The sequence below is a fragment of the Sphingobium sp. YR768 genome, assembly GCF_900111125.1.
Taxonomy (GTDB): domain Bacteria; phylum Pseudomonadota; class Alphaproteobacteria; order Sphingomonadales; family Sphingomonadaceae; genus Sphingobium.
Genome location: NZ_FOGE01000003.1, coordinates 276170 through 297053, shown reverse-complemented (window position 1 = coordinate 297053; position 20884 = coordinate 276170). Strand labels below are relative to the sequence as shown.

At 64.9% G+C, this 20884-nt stretch carries 22 protein-coding genes; 10 read left to right on the top strand and 12 right to left on the bottom strand.

The window, feature by feature from the left end:
* Position 1: 1 nt before the first annotated feature.
* The 6 genes from phoU to BMX92_RS06000 all read right to left on the bottom strand — a co-directional run bounded on the left by phoU (position 2) and on the right by BMX92_RS06000 (position 6787).
* A complete protein-coding gene (gene phoU / locus BMX92_RS06025) occupies positions 2-697 on the bottom strand; it encodes a phosphate signaling complex protein PhoU (RefSeq protein ID WP_093013409.1) in 696 nt (231 codons plus the stop codon).
* 30 nt (positions 698-727) lie between these two features.
* A complete protein-coding gene (gene pstB / locus BMX92_RS06020) occupies positions 728-1516 on the bottom strand; it encodes a phosphate ABC transporter ATP-binding protein PstB (RefSeq protein ID WP_093013406.1) in 789 nt (262 codons plus the stop codon).
* Between the two features lie 8 nt (positions 1517-1524).
* A complete protein-coding gene (pstA, locus tag BMX92_RS06015; protein WP_093013403.1) occupies positions 1525-2769 on the bottom strand; it encodes a phosphate ABC transporter permease PstA in 1245 nt (414 codons plus the stop codon).
* Positions 2770-2935: 166 nt separating this feature from the next.
* Entirely contained in the window at positions 2936-4330 is a 1395-nt protein-coding gene (pstC, locus tag BMX92_RS06010) for a phosphate ABC transporter permease subunit PstC (protein WP_093013400.1), read from the bottom strand.
* Between the two features lie 11 nt (positions 4331-4341).
* Positions 4342-5406 carry a substrate-binding domain-containing protein gene (locus tag BMX92_RS06005; RefSeq protein ID WP_177184946.1) on the bottom strand — a complete coding sequence of 355 codons (1065 nt, stop codon included), beginning with the start codon at positions 5404-5406 and terminating at the stop codon, positions 4342-4344.
* 91 nt (positions 5407-5497) lie between these two features.
* Positions 5498-6787 (bottom strand): ATP-binding protein, encoded by a 1290-nt coding sequence (locus BMX92_RS06000; protein ID WP_093013976.1) that lies wholly within the window; start codon positions 6785-6787, stop codon positions 5498-5500.
* Positions 6788-6888: 101 nt separating this feature from the next.
* Between BMX92_RS06000 and BMX92_RS05995 the strand changes: the two genes are divergently transcribed.
* The 8 genes from BMX92_RS05995 to BMX92_RS05960 all read left to right on the top strand — a co-directional run bounded on the left by BMX92_RS05995 (position 6889) and on the right by BMX92_RS05960 (position 14156).
* A complete protein-coding gene (locus BMX92_RS05995) occupies positions 6889-7314 on the top strand; it encodes a hypothetical protein (protein ID WP_093013397.1) in 426 nt (141 codons plus the stop codon).
* 101 nt (positions 7315-7415) lie between these two features.
* Entirely contained in the window at positions 7416-8576 is a 1161-nt protein-coding gene (locus BMX92_RS05990; protein WP_093013394.1) for a glycosyltransferase, read from the top strand.
* A gap of 222 nt (positions 8577-8798) precedes the next feature.
* Complete coding sequence (locus tag BMX92_RS05985; RefSeq protein WP_093013973.1) at positions 8799-9086, top strand: HPr-rel-A system PqqD family peptide chaperone; 288 nt, start codon at positions 8799-8801, stop codon at positions 9084-9086.
* On the top strand, positions 9083-9946 hold the full coding sequence (locus BMX92_RS05980) for an HprK-related kinase A (protein WP_093013391.1): 864 nt from the start codon (positions 9083-9085) through the stop codon (positions 9944-9946). The genes BMX92_RS05985 and BMX92_RS05980 overlap by 4 nt, the downstream gene beginning before the upstream one ends.
* A complete protein-coding gene (locus tag BMX92_RS05975; protein WP_093013388.1) occupies positions 9943-10932 on the top strand; it encodes a nucleotidyltransferase domain-containing protein in 990 nt (329 codons plus the stop codon). The genes BMX92_RS05980 and BMX92_RS05975 overlap by 4 nt, the downstream gene beginning before the upstream one ends.
* A 132-nt stretch (positions 10933-11064) precedes the next feature.
* Positions 11065-12141, top strand: coding sequence for an endonuclease/exonuclease/phosphatase family protein (locus BMX92_RS05970; RefSeq protein ID WP_093013970.1), 1077 nt, complete (start codon positions 11065-11067; stop codon positions 12139-12141).
* Complete coding sequence (locus BMX92_RS05965; protein WP_093013383.1) at positions 12141-13274, top strand: TonB-dependent receptor; 1134 nt, start codon at positions 12141-12143, stop codon at positions 13272-13274. The genes BMX92_RS05970 and BMX92_RS05965 overlap by 1 nt, the downstream gene beginning before the upstream one ends.
* A gap of 66 nt (positions 13275-13340) precedes the next feature.
* On the top strand, positions 13341-14156 hold the full coding sequence (locus BMX92_RS05960; RefSeq protein WP_371262285.1) for a hypothetical protein: 816 nt from the start codon (positions 13341-13343) through the stop codon (positions 14154-14156).
* On the opposite strand, the gene BMX92_RS05955 is transcribed toward BMX92_RS05960, so the two are convergent.
* Entirely contained in the window at positions 14153-14749 is a 597-nt protein-coding gene (locus tag BMX92_RS05955; RefSeq protein WP_093013380.1) for a TetR/AcrR family transcriptional regulator, read from the bottom strand. The two genes, BMX92_RS05960 and BMX92_RS05955, sit on opposite strands and share 4 nt — an antisense overlap.
* A 73-nt stretch (positions 14750-14822) precedes the next feature.
* Between BMX92_RS05955 and bdcA the strand changes: the two genes are divergently transcribed.
* The gene (gene bdcA, locus BMX92_RS05950) at positions 14823-15536 is read left to right on the top strand and encodes an SDR family oxidoreductase (RefSeq protein WP_093013964.1); all 714 of its coding nucleotides are present in this window, start codon (positions 14823-14825) and stop codon (positions 15534-15536) included.
* Between the two features lie 342 nt (positions 15537-15878).
* Positions 15879-16877 (top strand): phosphatase PAP2 family protein, encoded by a 999-nt coding sequence (locus BMX92_RS05945; protein WP_093013377.1) that lies wholly within the window; start codon positions 15879-15881, stop codon positions 16875-16877.
* A gap of 40 nt (positions 16878-16917) precedes the next feature.
* Here the strand turns inward: BMX92_RS05945 and BMX92_RS05940 are convergent, their stop codons facing one another.
* The 5 genes from BMX92_RS05940 to BMX92_RS05920 all read right to left on the bottom strand — a co-directional run bounded on the left by BMX92_RS05940 (position 16918) and on the right by BMX92_RS05920 (position 20881).
* On the bottom strand, positions 16918-18282 hold the full coding sequence (locus BMX92_RS05940) for an amidohydrolase (RefSeq protein WP_093013961.1): 1365 nt from the start codon (positions 18280-18282) through the stop codon (positions 16918-16920).
* 82 nt (positions 18283-18364) lie between these two features.
* Positions 18365-18661, bottom strand: coding sequence for a type II toxin-antitoxin system RelE/ParE family toxin (locus BMX92_RS05935; RefSeq protein WP_093013374.1), 297 nt, complete (start codon positions 18659-18661; stop codon positions 18365-18367).
* Entirely contained in the window at positions 18658-18915 is a 258-nt protein-coding gene (locus BMX92_RS05930; RefSeq protein ID WP_093013372.1) for a type II toxin-antitoxin system ParD family antitoxin, read from the bottom strand. Before BMX92_RS05930 ends, BMX92_RS05935 begins: the two co-directional genes overlap by 4 nt.
* Positions 18916-18960: 45 nt before the next feature.
* Positions 18961-20469: a S10 family peptidase gene (locus BMX92_RS05925; RefSeq protein WP_093013369.1), complete on the bottom strand. Its 1509-nt coding sequence runs from the start codon at positions 20467-20469 to the stop codon at positions 18961-18963.
* A gap of 97 nt (positions 20470-20566) precedes the next feature.
* Positions 20567-20881, bottom strand: coding sequence for a type II toxin-antitoxin system RelE/ParE family toxin (locus tag BMX92_RS05920; protein ID WP_093013366.1), 315 nt, complete (start codon positions 20879-20881; stop codon positions 20567-20569).
* Positions 20882-20884 lie beyond the last annotated feature (3 nt).

Here is a 20884-nt window from a genome sequence, read left to right as displayed (position 1 = left end):
ATCAGTCCTCCGGCTGCAGGTCGGCGCCGCGCTCACGCTCGGGCAGGGTCTGGCCGGTCGCGGCATAATAGACCATTTCCGCGACATTGGTCGCATGGTCGCCGATCCGCTCGATATTCTTGGCGATGAACAGCAAATGCGCGCACTCGCTGATCGTCTTGGGATTTTCGACCATGAAGGTGACGAGCGTGCGGAACACGCTGTTGTAGAAATCGTCGACCACCTGATCGCGCTTCACCACCGCCAGCGCCAGATCGGCGTCGCGCGCGGCAAAGGCGTTCAGCGCATCATGCACCATTTCACCGGCGACCTGACCCATGGACGGCAGCAGCGAAATCGGCTCCAGCGTGCGGGTGTTGGTCGCGATCAGCGGCACGCGCTTGGCGATATTCTTCGCATAGTCGCCAATGCGTTCCACCACGCTGACGATCTTGAGCGCGGCGATCACGTCGCGCAGGTCGTTGGCCATCGGCGCGCGCAGGGCGATCACCTGGATGACCAGCTTCTCGACTTCCGCCTCGATCGCGTCGATGCGCTTGTCGTCGGCCACGACTTGCGCGGCCAGCACCTTGTCCTGCCGCTGGAGCGCCAGCATCGCATTTTCGATCGCCGCTTCCGCGCGCCCGCCCATTTCGGCGATCAGCCCGCGCAGCCGGTCGATCTCCTCATCAAATGCCTTGATCGTATGTTCAGCCATGTCTCGTCTCTCCGGCGATCAGCCTCAAAATCAGCCGTAACGGCCGGTGATATAGTCCTTGGTCCGCTCCTGGCGCGGATTGGTGAAGATGTCGCTCGTCACGCCATATTCGACCAGTTCGCCAAGGTGGAAGAAGGCGGTCCGCTGTGAAACGCGGGCGGCCTGCTGCATGTTATGAGTCACGATCACGATGCCGTAGCGGCCGCGCAGTTCGTGGATCAGTTCCTCGATCTTGGCCGTGGCGATCGGGTCCAGCGCCGAACAGGGCTCATCCATCAGAATGACTTCCGGCTCCACCGCGATCGCACGGCCGATGCACAGCCGCTGCTGCTGGCCGCCGGAAAGCGCGGTGCCGCTATCGTTCAGCCGGTCCTTCACTTCGTCCCACAGGCCGGCGCGGCGCAGCGACTTTTCGACGATCACGTCCATGTCCGCCTTGCCCGCGGCCAAGCCGTGGATGCGCGGCCCGTAAGCGATATTTTCATAGATCGACTTGGGGAAAGGATTGGGCTTCTGGAACACCATGCCCACCCGCGCGCGCAACTGCACCACGTCCATCGTCGGGGCGTAGATATTCTCGCCGTCTAGCGTGATTTCGCCTTCGACCCGCGCCGAAGCGACGGTGTCGTTCATGCGGTTCAGCGTCCGCAGGAAGGTCGACTTGCCGCAGCCCGACGGGCCGATGAAGGCGGTGACATGGTCCATGTCGACATCGATCGACACGCCCTTGATCGCCTGTTTGGGGCCATAGAAAACCTTGACGTCGCGGGCCGACATCTTCGGATTGGCGATGGTCAGGTCGGTTTGTTCTTGCGTCATGGGGTCGATTACCACCGTGTTTCAAACTTGTTGCGCAGGTAGATGGCGAGGCCGTTCATCGCGAGCAGGAAGACCAGCAAAACGATGATGGCGGCAGAGGTCTTTTCAACGAAACCCTTGGAGACTTCGTCCGACCACAGGAAGATCTGCACCGGAAGCACGGTCGCAGGGTCGGTGATCCCGCCCGGCGGCGTGGCGATGAAGGCGCGCATGCCGATCATCAGCAGCGGTGCCGTCTCGCCCAGCGCGCGGGCCATGCCGATGATCGTGCCGGTCAGGATGCCGGGAAGGGCCAGTGGCAGGACATGCTGGAACACCACCTGTACCGGGCTGGCCCCGATGCCGAGCGCTGCGTCGCGGATGCTGGGCGGCACCGCCTTGATGGCGTTGCGCCCGGCGATGACGATGACCGGCATCGTCATCAGCGCCAGCGTCATGCCGCCGATCAGCGCAGCCGATCGGGGCAGGTGCAGGAAGTTGAGGAAGATCGACAGGCCCAGCAGGCCGAAGATGATGGAGGGGACGGCGGCCAGATTGTTGATCGACACTTCGATGATGTCGGTCCACCACGCCTTGGGCGCATATTCCTCCAGATAGAGGGCGGTCGCCACGCCAACCGGGAAGCTGAGCAACAGCGTCACCAGCATCGTCAGCAACGACCCCTTGAACGCGCCCCAGATGCCGACCTGCGTCGGATCGGTGCCATCGCTGGCGGTCAGGAAGTTCCAGTTGATGCCGGTCGACAGCACGCCCTGTTGCTTCAGCCGCGCGACTTCCGCTTCGGCCTCCGGCGATCCCTTGCTCTTGGCGGCAAGGTCGATCGCGGTGGATGCGGGCACGCGGATCGTTTCGGTGCGGCTCAATATCTTGGGATCGGCCTTGATCGCATCGCGGATGCTGATCCACGCAGTGGGCGACAGCAGCGCGTCGGCGTCACCGCCCAGCGCCTTCTTCGCCACTTCGCCGGTCACCATAGGCAGGTTGGCGTTCGCCAGTGCCTCGTCGGTGATCGCATTGGGATCGAGCAGCAACGGCGATGCCGGGAAGTCGACCGTCAGCGCAATCTCGGTCCGGGTGAAGCCGCGCAGGCCATTGCCCATCATGGTGAAGAGCAGGAAGGCGAGGAAGGCGGCGGACAAAGCGACGGCAGCCAGACCGGCCAGCTTGAAGCGGCGCTCGGCACCATAGCGCCGGGCGATCCGCTTGCGCATCGCATCGGACTTCCAGTCGGTGGGGAGACGTTGAGCGGTCATGATAGCATATCCCCGTTCGGGCTGAGCGAAGTCGAAGCCCTTTGCTGAGCGGAGCGAAGCGCAGAGCCTTCGCGTCGCTCAGGCGAGCCCCCTTCGACGCCGCCTGAGGCGTCGCTCGGGACAGGCTTAGACAGGCTCAGGGCGAACGGATGTTGAAGTTCCGGGCTCATTCGTAAGCCTCGCGATATTTCTTCACGACCCGCAGGGCCACGATGTTGAGCAGCAGGGTGACGATGAACAGCACCAGTCCCAGCGCGAAGGCCGCCAGCGTCTTGGCGCTGTCGAACTCCTGATCGCCGGTCAGCAACTGGACGATCTGGGTCGTCACGGTGGTCACGCTGGCGAAGGGATTGGCGGTCATGTTGGCGGCAAGGCCAGCGGCCATCACCACGATCATCGTTTCGCCGATCGCACGGCTGACGGCCAGCAGCACGCCGCCGACGACGCCGGGGAGGGCGGCGGGAATGAGGACGCGGGTAATCGTCTCACTGGTCGTCGCGCCCATCGCCAGACTGCCGTCGCGCATCGATTGCGGCACGGCGGCGATGCTGTCGTCGGCCATGGAGGATACGAAGGGAATGATCATCACGCCCATCACCAGCCCTGCGGCCAGCGCGCTTTCCGAAGAGGCACCATGGATGCCGACCGACACGGCCAGATCGCGCAGGGCCGGGGCCACCGTCAGTGCGGCGAAATAGCCGTAGACCACTGTGGGCACGCCCGCGAGCACTTCCAGGATCGGCTTCATCCATTTGCGGACGGTCGAACTGGCATATTGGGTCAGATAGACCGCGCTCATCAGGCCCAGCGGGATCGCCACGATCATGGCGATGATCGCGCCGATGAAGATGGTGCCCCAGAAGAGCGGCACCGCGCCGAACGCATCGTCATTGCCATAGCCCATGGCGGCCGACTGCGGCGACCATTTCAGGCCGAACAGGAAGTCGATGGGGTTCACCATGGAGAAGAAGCGGAAGCTCTCCCACAGCAGCGAGGCGACGATGCCCAGCGTGGTGACGATCGCCAGCAGCGATGCGACCAGCAGGGTCGCCATCACCAGCCGCTCGACCCGCGTGCGCGCCCGGAAATCGGGACGGACGCGGGTAAAGGCATAGGCGCCGCCTGCAAAGGCCAAAATCAGCGCCAGCACCGCGCCGGCCACGCCATAGGTGTTCAGCGCGGCACTATAGGGTTCGACCAGCGCCTGGCTGGCCGGGTTGAAGGCGCCGGACTGCAATCCTGTGGCGATCGCCCGCGCTTCGCCAAGGACGGCGGACCGGGAGAAGGCGTCGAGGGGCAGGCTCTGCGCCGCCGGATCGGCCAGCACGGCCTGCGTCACCAGTCCGGGCGACACATTGGCCCAGACGGCCAGGAACAGGCCGGCGGGGATCAGCGTCCACAGCGCGACATACCAGCCATGATAGCCGGGCAGCGAGTGGACGGCGTCACGCCGCCCGGTGGCGCGCGCTACGGTCTGTAACCGCAGCGCGCGGGCGCGGGCGCTGACCCAGGCGATGGCGCCCAGGCCCGCGAGCAGCAGGAGGATGGCTGGTCCGGTCATCAGGCCTTCGCTTATTTGAGGTCGGAGCCGTCGAGCACGGTCAGCGACTTGACCGTCTCGGCGCTCTTCTTGCGCACGTCTTCCGGCGCGGCGACCATGCCGCGCTTGGTCAGTGCGCCGTCGGGCGCCCAGTTGGCGGCGAAGGCATTGAGATAGGCCTGAAGGCCCGGAATGGCCTGCATATGCGCCTTCTTCACATAGATGTAGAGCGGGCGCGCGCCAGGATACTGGCCGGTCGACACCGTTTCATAGGTCGCCTCGACGCCATTGATCGGCACGTCGTTCAGCGTGTCCTTATTTTCCTCCAGGAAGCTGTAGCCGAACACGCCGACGGCGTTGGGATTGGCGTTCAGCTTCTGGACGATCAGATTGTCATTCTCGCCCGAATCCACATATTTGCCGTCTTCGCGGATGCGGGTGCAGGTCGCCTTATATTCGTCCTCGCTCTTTTCCTTGAGCGCCTTCATCGCCTCGTCGCTCTGGCATCCCTTTTCCAGGATCAGTTCGGCGAGCGAGTCGCGGGTGCCGCTGGTCGAGGGCGGACCGAAGACGGAGATGGCGATCGCCGGCAGGCTGGGGTCCACATCCTTCCAGGTCTGGGCCTTATTCGGACCCTTGCCATAGGGATTGGCGGCCAGCGCTTCATAGACGATCTTGGGGGTCAGCTTCAGGCCCGGACCCTTTTTCGATTCGGCAAAGGCCAGGCCGTCGACGCCGATCTGGATTTCGATGATGTCCTTCACGCCATTGGCCTGGCACTGTTCATATTCCGACTTCTTGATGCGGCGCGATGCGTCTTCAATGTCGGGATGCTGGGCGCCCACGCCCGCGCAGAACAGCTTCATGCCGCCGCCGGTGCCGGTCGATTCGACGATCGGCGACTTCATGCCGGCATTGCCCTGCACGAACAGTTCGGCGACCGCCGTGGCAAAGGGGTAGACGGTGGAGGAACCGACCGCGCGGATCTGGTCGCGGGTCGCGCCGGCGCCGCCGGTCTGGTCGCCGCAGGCGGCAAGGCTGAAAACACTCGCGGTCGTGGCGGCGAGCAGAGCGAACTTCTTCACGGGAACCTCCATACATCAAGGCCGCGATTCGCATGTCGCCGCCCCCCTGTGGAAGCGCCCTAGTCGCGGACCATCGCGCCTTTGTGACAGTCAGGTTTCCTTTTTATGACACCGTGCCCGAAAGCGCCGACGGCCGCTTCTTTTCGTCTGTTTTGCCCGATATATCTTCCACCGGCGGGGGCAGCAGCACGGTGATGGTCGTGCCCTTGCCCAATGTGCTGGCGAGGTCGAATCGGCCGCGATGCCGCTCCACGATATGCTTGACGATGGCCAGGCCCAGTCCCGTGCCGCCCATCGCCCGGCTTCGCCCCGAATCAACGCGATAAAATCGCTCGGTCAGGCGAGGCAGGTGATCCGGGCCGATGCCTTCCCCCTCATCCGCCACGATCAGCCGGGTCATGCCGCTCGGCCCTTCGTTCAGGGTGACATGGATCGGCGTGCCGGGGCGGCCATATTTCACCGAATTGCCGATCAGATTGTGCAGCAGTTGCGACAGTTGCGCGCGGTCGCCCTGCACCACAGGCAATTGCGGCGCGATCTCCATCTCCACCTCACGCCCCCGGTCGCCATGGCTGGACCGGAACACGCCGACCACTTCGGCCGCCAGTTCGGACAGGTCGACCCGCGCATCTGGCGGGCGATATTTTTCCGATTCGATCCGGCTCAGCGAAATCAGATCGTCGATCAGCCGCTGCATCCGTCGCGCTTCCCGATCCATGATGGTCAGGAATCGCTGGCGCGTGTCGTCGTCCTTGCCCAGTTCCGGGTCGGCCAGCGTCTCGATGAAGCCCAATATCCCCGCCAGCGGCGTGCGCAGCTCATGGCTGGCATTGGCGACGAAATCGACCCGCATCCGCTCGGCCGCATGGGTGCCGCTATGGTCGACCAGATGGACGAGCCGGCGCATGTCGCGCACCGCGCCAACCGGCGCCACGCGCATCTGCCAGCGCTGGTCGCGCGTGCCCAGACCCACCAGTTCGATCATGATCGGTTCGGCCAGCGGTGCCACGCTCGCCAGCCGTTCGGCGGCGGCGGGATGGCGGATGGCGATGCGCGCATCCTCCCCCTCGATATGCGCGCCCAGCAGGCGCTGCGCCGCCCGGTTGGCACGGACGATCCGTCCCTTTTCCACCAGCATCAGCGGATCGGATATCCCCTCCAGCAGGCTGGCGAAATCCGGATGGGTGATCAGGTCCGGCTGGTCGAGCACCACGATGGGCGCTGCGGCGGGCCGCGCCCCGGAATCGCCGGCTGTGATGATCAGCACCAGCACCCCCGCCAACACCGGCAGGGCGATGCCGATCGGATGCGCACCCAGCATCAGGGCGCCGCCCGTGCCAAGCATCAGCATGGCGAGGGAGGCGGTAATCTGTGAAATACTCAGTCGATTCATGGTTACCATGCTGGATTTGTCGCGCATTTGCTGCGAATGTCTGGTCCCAATAGCGTGCAATCTTTACGCTTTGACAAGTGTGATACGCGGATAAGGACGAAATGAGCGAACCGACGCCCGAACAGGAAGGCCCGGCAGTGGAGCCGCAGGACGCGATTTCGCTGACGCCGTCGCGCCGCCAGTTGCTGATGGGCGGCGCCGCCGCGGCGTCCGCGATCGTGTCGATCCGCCCCGCGCTCGCCAATACGGCGGCCTCCGTGCTCAACTGCACCATCCCCGTGCCCGATCAGGGCCGCGCCGGAAATTATATCGCCCCCAGCGGTCAACTCGTCCCGGCCGGTACACAGGGCGCCTTTCCCGGCACCGGCCGCAGCTTCACCGGGGAGCAGGTGAAACAGGCCATGCGCGGTCGGCCGCTGCCCGGCACCAGTTACGAACAAAATCAGACTTATCTGAACTATATCCGCAGGTTACAGCGTGGGACGAGCGGCTTTACCTGCTACGCCTCGCTGCAAATGCCGCGCTGATCCCCTTGCAGGCTCACCCGTAGCGAATTGAACCGATACGGGTATGTCGCGTTGATGCCGTCGAACACGCAGGTTCGTGTTTTGAAGGCAAGGACAGCGCGATGTTTCAGGTTGGCCGCCCGGTGGGGCGCGCATTTTCGGTGGCTGTCTATCTCTATCGACCCGGCGATGGCGGGCTGGATCGCGTCGCCATCCTGCTGGCCAATCATCTTCTGCGCCGGGGCGTGCCGGTGGAATTGTGGATGGCGCATCGCGATGGTCCCGCCGCCCATCTGATCGATCCCGCCTTGCCCGTCCGGCTGGTGCCATCACCCGGCGGCGTGCGTCGCCTGTCCATGATCGCGCAATTTCCGGCGCTGGCGGCCATGGTGCGGCGGCATCGGCCCGCGATCCTCTATTCCGCCGGCAACCAGAGCAATATGCTGGTCGCGCTGGCCGCACTTGGCAGCGATACGCGGGCGGTTGGCCGCATTTCCAATCCGATCGTGCGCCCCGGGCAGCGCGGCGCGGGCGCTTGGACACGGCTCGCCAAATTCCGGGCGATCGCGCGCCTGTCGGACCTGACCATCGTCATGGGCGAACATGATCGCGCGCTGCTGGCACAGAGCGGCGACGTACGCCTGCTTCCTCGCCCGACCGTGACGCCGGCGATGGAGCGGGCGCGCGCCGCGCGTGCCCTGCGCGCGCCGGGTAGCCCGCACCGCCTGCTGATGGTCGGTCGGCTGGCCGAGCAGAAGGATCAGGCGACGGCGCTTCATGCCCTCACACGGCTGCCGCATCTCGACTGGCGGCTGACCATCGTCGGGCAGGGGCCGTTGCAGGCCGATCTGCAACGGCAATGCGCGGCGCTGGGCATCGCCGATCGCGTGGACTTCGCCGGCTATGTCGGCTGCCCCGAAGCGCTGGCGACCCTGATGGCGCAGGCCGACCTGCTGCTCCAGCCATCCCGCTGGGAAGGGCTGTGCGCCACGCTGATAGAGGCGCTGGCCTGTGGTGCGCAGGTCGTGGCGACCGACAGCACGCCGAATATCCGCCCCCTTCTGGCGGATGCAGCCCAGCACCCCGCGACGCCGGTGGGCGATGCCGCCGCCTTCGCCCGCGCGATCGAACGGGCGCTGACCCAGCCATCCTGTCCCGTAAGGGCTGCGGCTGCGGTGGACGATCATGGCGTCGACCGGGCGCTCGACCGCTATCTGCGCGCCTTCGAATCGCTGGCCGATGCCCCCGCACGGGCACGCCAGCCATCGCCAGCCCTGTCCTGATGCGTTAGGGTCTGTTTGGGAATGCGCCTATGGCGCATCCGCACCGGCCCACACCCCCACCCGACCGCCCATCAGGGTACCATGTCTGGGAGGTCGGGTGGGGGTGTGGGCCGGTGCGGCATTGAAAATGTGCTCGTTCGCACATTTTCCAAACAGACTCTTAGGCACTTGGCTACATCTTGCGCGCTACAGCGTGGGGGACACCAGCCAGGGATGCCGGATTTGGATGCGATCAAAGCCTATCGCCGGGACGTGCGCGACGCGGTTGCCGTCTGCACGCTCGACGATCTTGTCCTCCTCTATCACCATCGTTCCGGCCAGACCCATATGGTGATCAGCCCGGTGCCGGAGATATTGGAACGGATGACCGACGGCGCAGAACTGACGGCGGCGCAGATGCATGACCGGTTGGCGCAGGATTTCGATCTCGGCCCGCGCGAAGAAGCGGTCGAGGAAATCGGCGCTCATCTGGACGCGCTGGTCGCGCTGGGTCTGGTGCGCCCGGCATGAAGCATGCGATCACCCTGCGTATCGGCCCCGCCACCTTCCGCATCGGCTCCGCCTGGCCGCAACCGATCGCCGAACTGGCGCGCCTTTATGCCGCCTATCCCGACATCCTCGGCGCGATCGCCGATTTTACCGTGCGGCTTCAGCCAGCCAGCAGGCTGCGCCGCTATGTGCGCCCCTCCATCTTCATCACCGGCGATCATGGTCTGGCCGACGCCGCGCCGATGAGCTTAGCCCATGGTCTGCTGGCCGCCGAAATGGGCATGAACCTGCAAATGGCGCTGGGCTGGCGGCGGCATTTGCTGCTCCATGCGTCCAGCGTCGAGAAAGACGGACGCGCGCTGGTGATGACCGGCGAATCCGGATCGGGCAAATCGACGCTGGCGGCGCTGCTGGGGGAGCGGGGCTGGCGGCTGATGGGCGACGAATTTGCGCTGCTCGATCTCGACAGCGGCGCGATCCTGCCCTTTCCGCGCCTCGTCAGCCTCAAGAATCGCGCGATCGATGTCGTCGCGCAGGAAGTTGGCGAAACCCGCATGGGGCCGCTGCTCAGGGCGACGGCAAAGGGCGACATCCGCCACATGATCCCCCGCGCCGATGCCATCGCGCGCATGGGGCATGGGGCGATGCCCGCTTTGTTGCTCTTCCCCCGTTTCGGCCATGATCCGGCGATGCGCGCGGTGGGGCGGGGCGAGATTTTCATGCGCCTGACCCAGGCGTCTACCAATTATGTCGCGCTGGGCGAGCCGGCCTTTGCCGCCCTGACCCGCTTCGTGACCGGCGTGCCGGCCCGCGCCATCGATTTCCCGTCGGGCGATGCCGCGATCGAGATGGTCGATCGCCTGTGGGAGGAACATCTATGAGCGCCGCGCTGCTGGTCCGCAGCCTGCGCGAACCGGCCGGTGTCGCCGGGCTGGATGCGACGGGCTGGAACGCGCTGATCGCCGCAGCAAAGGCGGAGCGGCTGATCGGCACGCTGGCCTGCCGGCTGGATGGCATTGCCATACCCCCGGCCGTCCGCCCGATATTGGACGATGCCCGCCGCGATAGCGCGCGCGAGGCGCAACAGGCGCTGTGGGAGGCGGATCGCGCCGCGCTGGCACTCGCGCCGCTTGGCCTGCGGGTCGTCCTGCTCAAAGGCACGGCCTATGCGGCGGCGGATTTGCAGGCGGGGCAGGGCCGCTTCATCGGCGATCTCGACATTCTCGTCCCTCGTGAAGTCGTGAGCGCCGCAGAGCAGGCGCTGATCGGCGCGGGTTGGGAATGGGTGAAGGAAGATGCCTATGACGACGCCTATTATCGCCAGTGGATGCATGAACTCCCGCCGCTGATCCATATCGAGCGCGACCGGCTGATCGACGTCCACCATACCGTGCTGCCGCTGACGGCGCGCCAGACCCCGGACGCGGCGGCGATGATCGCGGACGCCATAGCCATTACCGATGGATTATATGTGCTGTCGGCCGAGGATCGCGTCGTCCATGCCGCCGCCCATATGTTGGCGGATGGCGACCTGCAGGGCGGTCTGCGCAACCTGTGGGATATCTACTGCCTGCTGCCCGAAACGGATCGCGCCGCATTGAAGGCACGCGCCGCCCATCATGGACTGGCGCGCCATGTCGCGCAGGCCCGCAGGCTGGCCGACGCGATCTATGGCCATGGCGTACGCCTCACGCTGTGGGATCGCCTCATACGCGCCCGTCTGCTCGCCCGTGACGGCTGGGGGCGGGAGACGCGCAAGCTGCTGGTCTTCGCTTTCTATGTCCGGTCCCACTGGTTGCGCATGCCGCCGCTGATGCTGGCCCGCCATCTGTGGATCAAATGGCGCAAGGGGCATCGCCCGCAATAGATAGGCGCAATAATGACAGTCCCGCGTCGGTGCGGTGACGATCATTGACTTGCAACCTTCACCGCTTCGCCACGACGGCGACATCGGCATGACCCAGGCGCGCGCTAGGTGGCGCGGCGGGGGTCTGAAATCATGTCGAAACCTTTGCGCGCCTTGTTTTTCGCAAGTCTGACGGTCCTGCTTGCCGCCAGTTCGCCCAGTGCGAGTTCGCCGGGCGCGCTCGGCGCGGTGCCGACCGCGTCGCCCGGTCCGGATTTGCCGCTGTCGGTCATGACCTATAATGTCATGGGCCTGCCCTGGCCGGTCGCCTTCGGGCGGGAAGAGGCGCTGGGGCAGATCGCCGACCGGCTGGCCGATTTGCGCGCGCAGCGGCGACAGCCCCATATCCTGTTGTTGCAGGAAGCCTTCATTGCCGATCCGGTGGAATTTGCGCGTCGCGCCGGCTATGCCCATGTCGCGGCTGGCCCGGATGTGGCGATGCGTAGTCCGGTCACTTCTTTGCCTGCCGATCAGGCCTTTCTGCAAGATGCGCGCTGGGACCGGGGTGAAGCCATCGGCAAGCGTATGGGCAGCGGATTGCTGATCCTGTCCGACTGGCCGATCATGGCGGTCGATCGCATCGCCTATCCCGCCTTCGCCTGTGCCGGCTTCGATTGTCTCGCCAATAAGGGGGCGATGATCGCGCATCTGCGCGTGCCCGGCGTTGCCGCACCGGTCGCGATCGTCAACAGTCATCTCAATGCGCGCAAGGCGGCCGGCGTGCCGGTTGCGCGCTCGTTGCGCGCCTTCGACCGTCAGGCAGGCCTGCTGGCGGCTTTCGTCAACCGCCATGTGCCGCGTGACCGGATGATGATCCTGGGGGGCGACTTCAACATCGGCGGCGACCGGCAACGGGTTGCCGCCTTTTTCGGTCAAATGGCGCGGGCCAGCATGGATTTCGTCGCGCCGCCGCTCGGTGGCGGGCGGCGTGCGCTCGGTGATGCGCTCCTGGCCGACGCGACCGAACGGCACGATCTGGCCGAAGCGGTCGATCGCGGCAAGGACTGGCTGTTCGCCCGCGATGCGGCCGGATCGGCGATGCCTGTCGTGCAGGCGCAGGTGCCCTTTGGCGGGCCGGAGGCGACACGCCTGTCCGATCATGTCGGCTATGCGCTGTGCTATGCGCCGGGTGGCGATACCATCCGCTTCGCATCGCTGGAGAACCGCTGATGCGCGCGCCGCCCGCCTGCACTCTTGCTTGCACGCTTGCCGTCGCCGGTCTGCCCGGCGCCGCGATGGCGGAGACGATCTGGCCCGATCATGGCCATTTTGCCTTGAAGCCGCGGGTGAGCATCGCTGTCCATCCGGCGCCTCTGCTGCCACCCTCTCAGCGTCCCGCGCGCATCTATGCCATCGAACTGACGACCGCCCCCGCCGAGCCGGCCGACCTGCATCTGGCCTTGCAGCGGCGGCGACAGCGTTTCGCGGCGCTCGGTGCGGCGAGGACCGGCATCGAACCACGCAGCAGCGCGCGCATGGTCGACCTGCTGTTCGATCTGCCGTCGATCGACGACCGGCTGTCGGCCAATCTGGGGTGGCAGGCGGTCAAGTTCAGCAGCAAGGCGGTAAATGTCACGTCGCCCTACAGTCGCGACGATCTGCGCGTGCGGGACGATTTCCTACCCTCGGCACAACTGGCATTCGCCGCCACGCCGCGCCTGACGATGGGTGCCGATTATCGCGAGACGATGCGGGCCTATGGCGATATCGGCCGGATCGGCGCGCTGGGGCTGGATATGCCCACTTTCCGCGCGCTTCGAAATGATTTGCGGCCCGAACGGGACAGTCGGACCCGCGTCGCCCTGCGCTGGATGACGCCGACGCTGCGGCTGGAACTGGCCGCCTATGACGGACAGGTGCGGGACCGGCTGGCCTTCGCGTCGCAAGCCTATCTGCCCCGCAATCTGGGGTCGACCCGGCTACGCGGCATGGCGCTGGAGGCGGGACACAGCCTGTCGCGCAATCTGCTCTGGAAACTGCGCTATGATCGGGCGCAACTGGACAATGGTGTCGCCGAACAGCGGCTGGCACTGGGCGGATCATGGCATAGCGGCCCCTGGCGCGGAACGGTGACGGCCGCACGCACCAGCGGTTCGGCATGGGGGCAGGGCAGGCGGGCGGTGCGGGTCGAAGCGGGCATCGATTATGTCCCGGCCGATCCGCGCGCGCCGCGCATCGGCCTGCACCTTACCGATCCCGACCGGCTGATGAGCGGCCGTCTGGCCGACCAGCCTCTCTCAGGCCCGATACGTGCTGCCGATCAGGCGCGCGCCCTGATGCTCAACGCTGCCTTGCGCTGGTAGGCGGACCGTCCTTTTTCTGTAGCAATCCCGCCCTACCGGCGGGATATGTCTGGACGGGAGCAAGTGATGCGGCGTGAAGCGATTGGCATGGCATTGTCGGCCCTCGCATGCGTCGGCATGGCGCAGGCGCAGGAAAATAACGCGCCCTCGCCATCGCCCGCACCGGTTGCGCTGCGCCTGCCGGCCCCCGAAGCGCGGCAGGGTGTCGCGTCCGACGGTATCCATGTCTATGCGATCGACAATGACCGGATCGGCAAATATGTCATCGCCACCGGCCAGCGTATCGCCCAGTGGCAGGGGGAACGCCGCCTGTTCCCGCATATGAACAGTTGCACCGTGGCGGGGCGCGAACTGGTCTGCGCCGCGTCCAACTATCCCGCCGTGCCGCAGACCAGCGCGATCGAGATTTTCGATACGAAGACGCTGCATCACCTGCGCACCGTCAGCCTGGGTTTTGGGCCCGGATCGCTGACCGTGCTGGATCGCCATGCCGGCAAATGGTGGGCGGTCTACGCCAATTATGCGGGCAAGGGCGGGGAGCCGAACAGGGACTATCGCTACACCTTGCTGGTGCGCATGGACGACGTCTTCCGGCAGGAGGCCGCCTGGACCTTCCCGCAACAGGTGCTGGCCCGGTTCGCACCGTTCAGTTGTTCAGGCGCAAGCTGGAGCGCGGACGGCCGCCTCTATGTCACGGGGCACGACCGGCCGGAAATGTACGAACTGGCCTTGCCGGAAGCGGGGTCGGTGCTGGAATGGAAACGGACGATCGGCATCGCCTCGCCTGGACAGGCGATCGACTGGGACCCCAAGGTCAGGAATCGGCTCTGGTCCGTCGACCGGAAGGAAACGACCCTGGTTGCCAGCGACATCGCCGATTAACCGGCCTTCGTCAGCATTTCCTGAAGCGCCAGCGCCGCCATATCGGCGACCGCAGTCAGCCGCGCGACATCATGGCCCGCCCGCGCATCGGCCGACAGGCCTGACATGATCGACACCATATAATCCGCCACGGTCGCGGCCTTGCCTGCATGGGTGTGGGCGACGAAGGCGGCGATGCGCGCCGCGCTGGCCTCTCGCCACACCCGCGCGCGCAGGGCGGCGTCCGGGTCGGCCCCGCGCGCACCCTCCAGCACCAGACAGCCGGGCGCCTGCGGATCGGCGGTGTAGATGGCGGCGGCTACCCGCAACAACGCCGTCAGCGCGGCAACCGGTTCCGCACCCTCCGCCAGCAGCGTGTCGACAGGCAGCGCGCTGCGGGCATAACGCTCCAGCACCTCCTCGAACAACTGCGCCTTGCTGCCGAAAGCGGCATAGAGGCTGGGCGGATTGACACCCATCGCCTGCGCCAGCGCGGCAACGCCGATGCCCTCATAGCCCTGCGCATGGAACAGCGCCTGCGCCTGATCCAGCGCCCTGTCCCGATCGAAAGCGCGGGGGCGACCACGGCCTTTGGATTTTTCTTTATCGACCACTACAAAAATACCTTGACCTGTTCGTTTGCTCATTTATATAGCGATCATTACAAATTTAGCAAGGATGCTTCCCATGACCGACTTCTCTGCCAAAAAGACCCTCATTCTCGGCGGCAGCCGTGGCATCGGCGCGGCGATCGTTCGCCGTTTCGCGAGCGATGGCGCTGACGTCACCTTCACCTATGCCGGATCGCATGACGCCGCGCAGGCGCTGGCGACCGACACGGGCGCAACGCCGGTCCAGTCCGACGCCGCCGATCGGCAGGCCGTGATTGACGTCGTCTCGGCGCAGGGGCCGCTCGACATATTGATCGTCAATGCCGGTGCGCTGGTATTGGGTGATCCGCTGGCGCTGGACGCCGATGCCGTCGACCGCATGATCGATATCAACGTCCGCGCGCCCTATCATGCCGCCGTGGAAGCCGCCCGCCAGATGCGCGACGGCGGCCGGATCATCGTCATCGGATCGGTCAATGGCGATCGGATGCCGTTCGAAGGCGGCGCGGCCTATGCGATGACCAAGTCGGCCCTGCAGGGCATGGCCCGTGGCCTCGCCCGCGATTTCGGGGCGCGCGGCATCACCGTCAACATCATCCAGCCCGGCCCGACCGACACCGACATGAACCCGTCCGATGGCCCGATGGCCAGCCTGATGCACGGTTTCATGGCGATCAAGCGTCACGCCACGGGGCAGGAAATTGCCGGCCTCGCCGCCTATCTCGCCGGGCCGGAAGCGGGCATCATCACCGGCGCGCTGCACACGATCGACGGCGGCTTCGGCGCCTGATCTTCGGTTGGCGCGATCGATTCGAACCATCGAATCGGTCGCGCCGGGATAGCATTCGACCTGCGTTCCACGTGATAGCCATGGTTGGGGGACGTGAATTCGCACTACCTCCGCTCGGTTCGAGCCTGTCGAGAACCTCACGCGCCGACTTTTCGGCAGGATCGAATGAGAGGCGCGACATTATCGCACAGGGTGTGTTTCCGGTTGCACGGACAGGATGACATCAGCAAAGGCGGGGGCGTTCATCCTGTCCGTCATTCGGTTCATCCCGTCTTAAGCGAGGATAGCCGATGGGCAGGTGTTTGCTTCCGCCTTTCCCATCCCACGCCCGGACATAATGCGATGCCTTCGATGCAGCATTCCTGGTCCATGCCCGATGCGGCAGGTCTGGCCACAGCAGCGGCGATGCCGATCGGCAGGCCGTCCGTGGGAAGCGCGCAGTCCACCATAGGGCGGCATTTCCTGATCGCGCTGGGCTTCAGCATGTTGCTGCTTGCGGCGCTGATGCATGCCGCGCAGTTGCGGATCGATCCGTTCCTGCCAAGCAACCGCCCCTTTTATGCGGTGTTCATGGCGGCGGCGGCGCTGCGTTTCGGATTGCCCCGCACGCGCTGGCGCCATGCGCTGCCCGTCGCGCATTTCAGCCTCTATGTCGGCTTGTTCATGCTCATCTCGCTGATGGGCGCGGCGGCCAGCTATCCGGTGGCGGCCCTGACCCATGGCTATGCCGACCCGCTACTGCAACGGATCGACGAGGCGCTGGGGTTCGACTGGCTGGCCTGGTATCGGTTGGCGGCGGATTCCCCCACGCTCCAGTTCGCCGGAACGGTCGCCTATCGGAGCATCTATGTCACGCCCGCACTGCTGCTCTGGAATTTCGCGCGCGCCGGCCATTATGACCGCGCCTGGCGCTTCATGGCCAGTTTCTGGCTGGCGGCGGTGATCACGCTGATCCTGTTCAGCCTGATGCCGGCGGTCGGCCCCTTTTCCTATCTGTGGCACGAACCGATCCGCTACATGCCCGAAAGCGAATTGTGGCAATCCGGCCTGATCCCGGCGCTGCGCGCGCATAGCGTTCATATCGTGGATCTGGGCCAGTTGCGCGGCATCGTGTCGGCGCCCAGCTTTCACACCGCCGCTGCTATGCTCTACATCGTCGCGGGCTGGCATATGGCGGCGCTGCGCTGGCCGATCGTCGCCCTGAACGCCGCGATGCTGCTGTCCACCCCGGTCGAGGGCACCCATTATCTGATCGACATGATCCTGGGCGTGGGCGTGGCGCTGACGGCGCTGGCGCTGATCCGCGCCTATGTCGCCATGCTGGACCGCCGAACCGCCTGAGCGAAAGCCGTGCGGCCCCCGCTCAGGCGCGTCGCGAACCTCAGTCCTTTTTCAATATGTCCAGCGCCAGCACGGTCATCGCCTCGCTGGCGGTGGCGATCACCTTATCGGCCTGCGGCGCCCAGAAGGGGCTGTGCAGCGATGGCAGCGTCACCTGACCGCTGGCCGATGCCGCCATCTTGTCCGCCGGCACGCCGCCCACCCAGAAGATGAAGCTCTTGATCGACTTGTCCGCGCGATAGAAGCGACCGAAATCCTCGCCGCCCATCACCGCCGGAGTCTTGATCACCCGACCGTCGGGGAAATGCCCCTTCAGCAATCCGGCCATCTGCTCGGCAAATTCGGGCGGGTTATAGGTGGAGGGGGTGAATTCATCCTGCACCGTCACTACCGGCATCTTGTCGTCCGGCACCCCGGCCGCGATCGCCTCGCCCCGCGACACGCGCTTGATCCCCTCGATCAGCTTGGCGCGCGTCTCGTCGGAATAGCTGCGCACCGTCAGCAACAGCTTCGCCTGATCGGGGATGATATTATGCTTGGCCCCGGCCTGGAAACTGCCGACCGTAACGACGGCGGGGTCCTGCGGTTCTTGTTCCCGGCTGATCAGCGTCTGTAGCGTGGTGACGATCCGGGCGCCCAGCACGATCGGGTCTTTGGTCGTCTGCGGATAGGCGCCATGGCCGCCCAGTCCCTTCACCAAAATATCGACGCTGTCGACGTTCGCCAGCGCATAGCCGGGCGTATAACCGACCACGCCCGCCTCCAGATTGGCGGCATCGTGGAAGGCGATGGCGTGGGTCGGCCGCGGGAAGCGGGTGTATAGCCCGTCCTCCAGCATGTTGCGGGCGCCCTTGCCCACTTCCTCGGCAGGCTGGAGGATCATCACCAGCGTTCCCTTCCAGTCCTTCTTGCGCGCTGCCATCAGCTTGGCCGTCTCGATGAAGGCGGTCATGTGCGTGTCATGGCCGCAGGCGTGCATTACGCCTGTCTCCACGCCCTCGGGCGTCTTGGTGCGGACCTTCGACGCGAAGTCGAGGCCGGTCTGCTCGACCACCGGCAACCCGTCCATATCCGCGCGGATCAGCAGCGTCGGACCGGACCCGTTGGTCATGACCGCGACGACGCCGGTGCCGCCGACCTTCTCGGTCACGTCGAACTTCAGCGCCTTCAGCCGCTTGGCGAGCTTCGCGGCAGTGTTCACTTCCTGCAACGACAGTTCGGGATTGGCGTGCAGATCGCGATAGAGCGTCATCAGCCCGTCCATATCCTTGGCCACCGCCGCCCCGATTTCGCTCTGCGCCGGGGCAGCGGGCGGAGTTGGAGCCGTGGTCTCAGGCGCAGTTTGGGCGCTGGCGATGGACGATAGGCTGACGGCGGCCAGAACGGCCGTGAGCGCGTGGCGCATATTCATGAATCTCCCTTGCTGATCCGAAGCATAAGGGGATTTTATGGCCGGGGAAGGGGGATTGTTACGCGATTGGCATTGCTCAATCGTGGTCGAGCCAGTCGAGATAATCGCTGGCCCCATGGAGGATATGCAGCACGACTACCCGTTGTGCTTCAACCCGGTAAAAGATCAGATATCGCCCATGTACCCGCCGCCGAATATCCAGATGGGCATAAAGATCGACGACCGGGAAGGCTCTGGGATAGTCGGCCAGGCCAAGGCATTTGTCCTTGAGTTCCAGAATGAATCCGATCGCGCGGGCCGGGTTGTCGACCGCGATATGGTCCGCAATCGCTTCCAGATCGCGCTCGGCTTCGGCGGTCAGTTCGACCTTCATTCCGCGCTGTCGGACAGGGCGCGATATTTGCTTTCCAGCCGGTCGAAGACAGAGGCGGCATCTTTGGTACGACCCGCATCGACATCGGCCATCCCGCGCATGATCGATGCGTCCAGCGCTGCCAGTCGCGTCTCTCGCTCCTGAATCAGGCGCACGCCTTCGCGCAGCACTTCGCTCTTGCTGTTATAGCGGCCGGTTTCCACCAACCCGGCCACAAAGGCTTCCAGTTGCTTGCCCAGATCGGCGCTGATCATATCTCTAATCTCCAGCGCCGACCCTAGGGCTTTTATCAACTATTATCAACGCGCCGAAATGAACGCCCGGATGTCCGCACTCAACTTGTGCAGATCGTCGGGGCGGACATACATCATGTGGCCGGCGTCATAATAATGATATTGGATACGCGACGCATCGAAGCCGGTGCGGCTCATCGCATATTCCGCGCCGAAGAAGGGCGTCGCGAAATCATACCAGCCCTGGCCGACAAAGACCTTGAGGCCGCTATTCTCGCGCAGCGCCTTGCCCAGATAGGGGGCCACGCTGCCATAGACTTCGCTCGCCCGGCCACTCTTGCCATCCAGCTTCCAGTCCCATCCGCTGACCCCGCCGATCGTCACATAGGAGCGGTCGGTCTTGTACTTGAGTTCATCGCGCACATAGCTGTTCATCGCGGCGGTATAGGCGCCGTCGATCGCGTAGAAGCTGGGATCATTGTCCGGCTCCTCGCCCGCGGCGTCATAATCCTTGCCGGTATAGCGCGTGTCGAGCCGGCCGATGCTCATGCCCTTGTCGCGCAGCAATTCCTTGTAGAAGCGGCCGGGCGAAATGCGCAGTTCGGCATGGTCGACAAACTGCTCCGATAGCCCCGTCAGACGGGCCAGTTCGGCGCGCACGCTCGCCCGTTCCTCGGCGGACAGGGCATTGCCCTTCAGCAGCGCGGCAGCATAGGGGCCGATGGCGAAGGCGCGGGCCTGCTGTGCGGCCTCCGCCACGGTCGCGGGCGGATTGCCCATCTTCCTATGATACCAGGCGGTCGTCGCCATCGACGGCAGGTTGATGATATAGGGCATTTCATTGCCCTGCACCTCGGCCGTGGCGCCGAAGTCGAGGATGGTCGAGATCAGGATGATCCCGTTGACCGCGACGTCGTTATAGGTGCCTTCCAGTTCGTTGATCAGCGCCACCGACCGGGTGGTGCCATAGCTTTCGCCGCCAATATATTTGGGCGAGGACCAGCGGCCATTCTCGTTCAGCCACAGGCGGATATAGTCCGATATCGATTTTGCGTCGGCGGATACGCCCCAATAATCCTTGGGGTCCTTTTTGCCGATGGCATGGGAAAAGCCGGTGCCGACCGGATCGATGAAGACCAGATCGGTAACGTCCAGCAGCGATTCCGCATTGTCCACGACCGGATAGGGCGGCGCGCCATCATCCTTCGCATCGGGCAGCACCACGCGCTTGGGGCCGAAGGCGCCCATATGCAGCCACAGCGATCCGGAACCGGGGCCGCCATTATAGAGGAAGGTGATCGGCCGCGTCTTGTCCCCGCCATCCTTGACGTAGGAAGTGGCGTATATGGCCGCGAGCGGCTTGCCATCCTTGTCCTTGAGGTAGGTTTCGCCGGTGGTCGCGGTATAGCTGATCGCCTTGCCGCCGAACACGCCCTTATGATGGGTGACCGAGACGTTGGGAGCGGCGACGGGGCTTTCCGCCCCATCGTCCTTCTTCTTGCCATCCTCCTGCGCCTGAACGGCGGTGGCGGACAGGGCCAGCGCCAGAGTGGCGAGGCTGGTGATCAAGCGCATGATATTCCCCTTATTTTACGATCGTCTGGCTAGCGGAGAGGCGCGCCGACGGGAAGGGGGATTACGCAGCGGGCCATGATCGAGTTTTCCGCATGGATCAGTTGGACGCATCCTGCCGGAAATGATCCATCTGATGCATCCGCTCATGCAGGATCGTCACGATGCCCACGGCGCCATCTGACAACAGCCGCCAGTAAATATAATGGCGCTGATAGCGACAATAGAAGCCCTGAACGTCGAGTTCCGCCGGCACGGCTCGCCAGGCGACACGTCGCGCGGCAATATCCTCAAATCGCTGAAAGAGGCCACGAATATAAAGTTCTGCCTGATCCTGACCCCATGTTTCGCGCGTATAGAGGTAGATGTCGTCGATCCGACGGCCAGCCATCTGCTGTACGCGATAGCTGGTCACAAG

Coding starts and splice junctions, on each gene's coding strand:
- BMX92_RS05960 (WP_371262285.1), top strand. CDS start 13,341: ATGCGGCGTGAAGCGATTGGCATGGCATTGTCGGCCCTCGCATGCGTC.
- BMX92_RS05995 (WP_093013397.1), top strand. CDS start 6,889: ATGAGCGAACCGACGCCCGAACAGGAAGGCCCGGCAGTGGAGCCGCAG.
- BMX92_RS05980 (WP_093013391.1), top strand. CDS start 9,083: ATGAAGCATGCGATCACCCTGCGTATCGGCCCCGCCACCTTCCGCATC.
- BMX92_RS05930 (WP_093013372.1), bottom strand. CDS start 18,915: ATGATCAGCGCCGATCTGGGCAAGCAACTGGAAGCCTTTGTGGCCGGG.
- BMX92_RS05945 (WP_093013377.1), top strand. CDS start 15,879: ATGCCTTCGATGCAGCATTCCTGGTCCATGCCCGATGCGGCAGGTCTG.
- BMX92_RS05940 (WP_093013961.1), bottom strand. CDS start 18,282: ATGCGCCACGCGCTCACGGCCGTTCTGGCCGCCGTCAGCCTATCGTCC.
- pstB (WP_093013406.1), bottom strand. CDS start 1,516: ATGACGCAAGAACAAACCGACCTGACCATCGCCAATCCGAAGATGTCG.
- BMX92_RS06000 (WP_093013976.1), bottom strand. CDS start 6,787: ATGAATCGACTGAGTATTTCACAGATTACCGCCTCCCTCGCCATGCTG.
- BMX92_RS05935 (WP_093013374.1), bottom strand. CDS start 18,661: ATGAAGGTCGAACTGACCGCCGAAGCCGAGCGCGATCTGGAAGCGATT.
- bdcA (WP_093013964.1), top strand. CDS start 14,823: ATGACCGACTTCTCTGCCAAAAAGACCCTCATTCTCGGCGGCAGCCGT.
- BMX92_RS05965 (WP_093013383.1), top strand. CDS start 12,141: ATGCGCGCGCCGCCCGCCTGCACTCTTGCTTGCACGCTTGCCGTCGCC.
- BMX92_RS05925 (WP_093013369.1), bottom strand. CDS start 20,469: ATGCGCTTGATCACCAGCCTCGCCACTCTGGCGCTGGCCCTGTCCGCC.
- phoU (WP_093013409.1), bottom strand. CDS start 697: ATGGCTGAACATACGATCAAGGCATTTGATGAGGAGATCGACCGGCTG.
- BMX92_RS06005 (WP_177184946.1), bottom strand. CDS start 5,406: ATGGAGGTTCCCGTGAAGAAGTTCGCTCTGCTCGCCGCCACGACCGCG.
- pstA (WP_093013403.1), bottom strand. CDS start 2,769: ATGACCGCTCAACGTCTCCCCACCGACTGGAAGTCCGATGCGATGCGC.
- BMX92_RS05970 (WP_093013970.1), top strand. CDS start 11,065: ATGTCGAAACCTTTGCGCGCCTTGTTTTTCGCAAGTCTGACGGTCCTG.
- BMX92_RS05975 (WP_093013388.1), top strand. CDS start 9,943: ATGAGCGCCGCGCTGCTGGTCCGCAGCCTGCGCGAACCGGCCGGTGTC.
- pstC (WP_093013400.1), bottom strand. CDS start 4,330: ATGACCGGACCAGCCATCCTCCTGCTGCTCGCGGGCCTGGGCGCCATC.
- BMX92_RS05990 (WP_093013394.1), top strand. CDS start 7,416: ATGTTTCAGGTTGGCCGCCCGGTGGGGCGCGCATTTTCGGTGGCTGTC.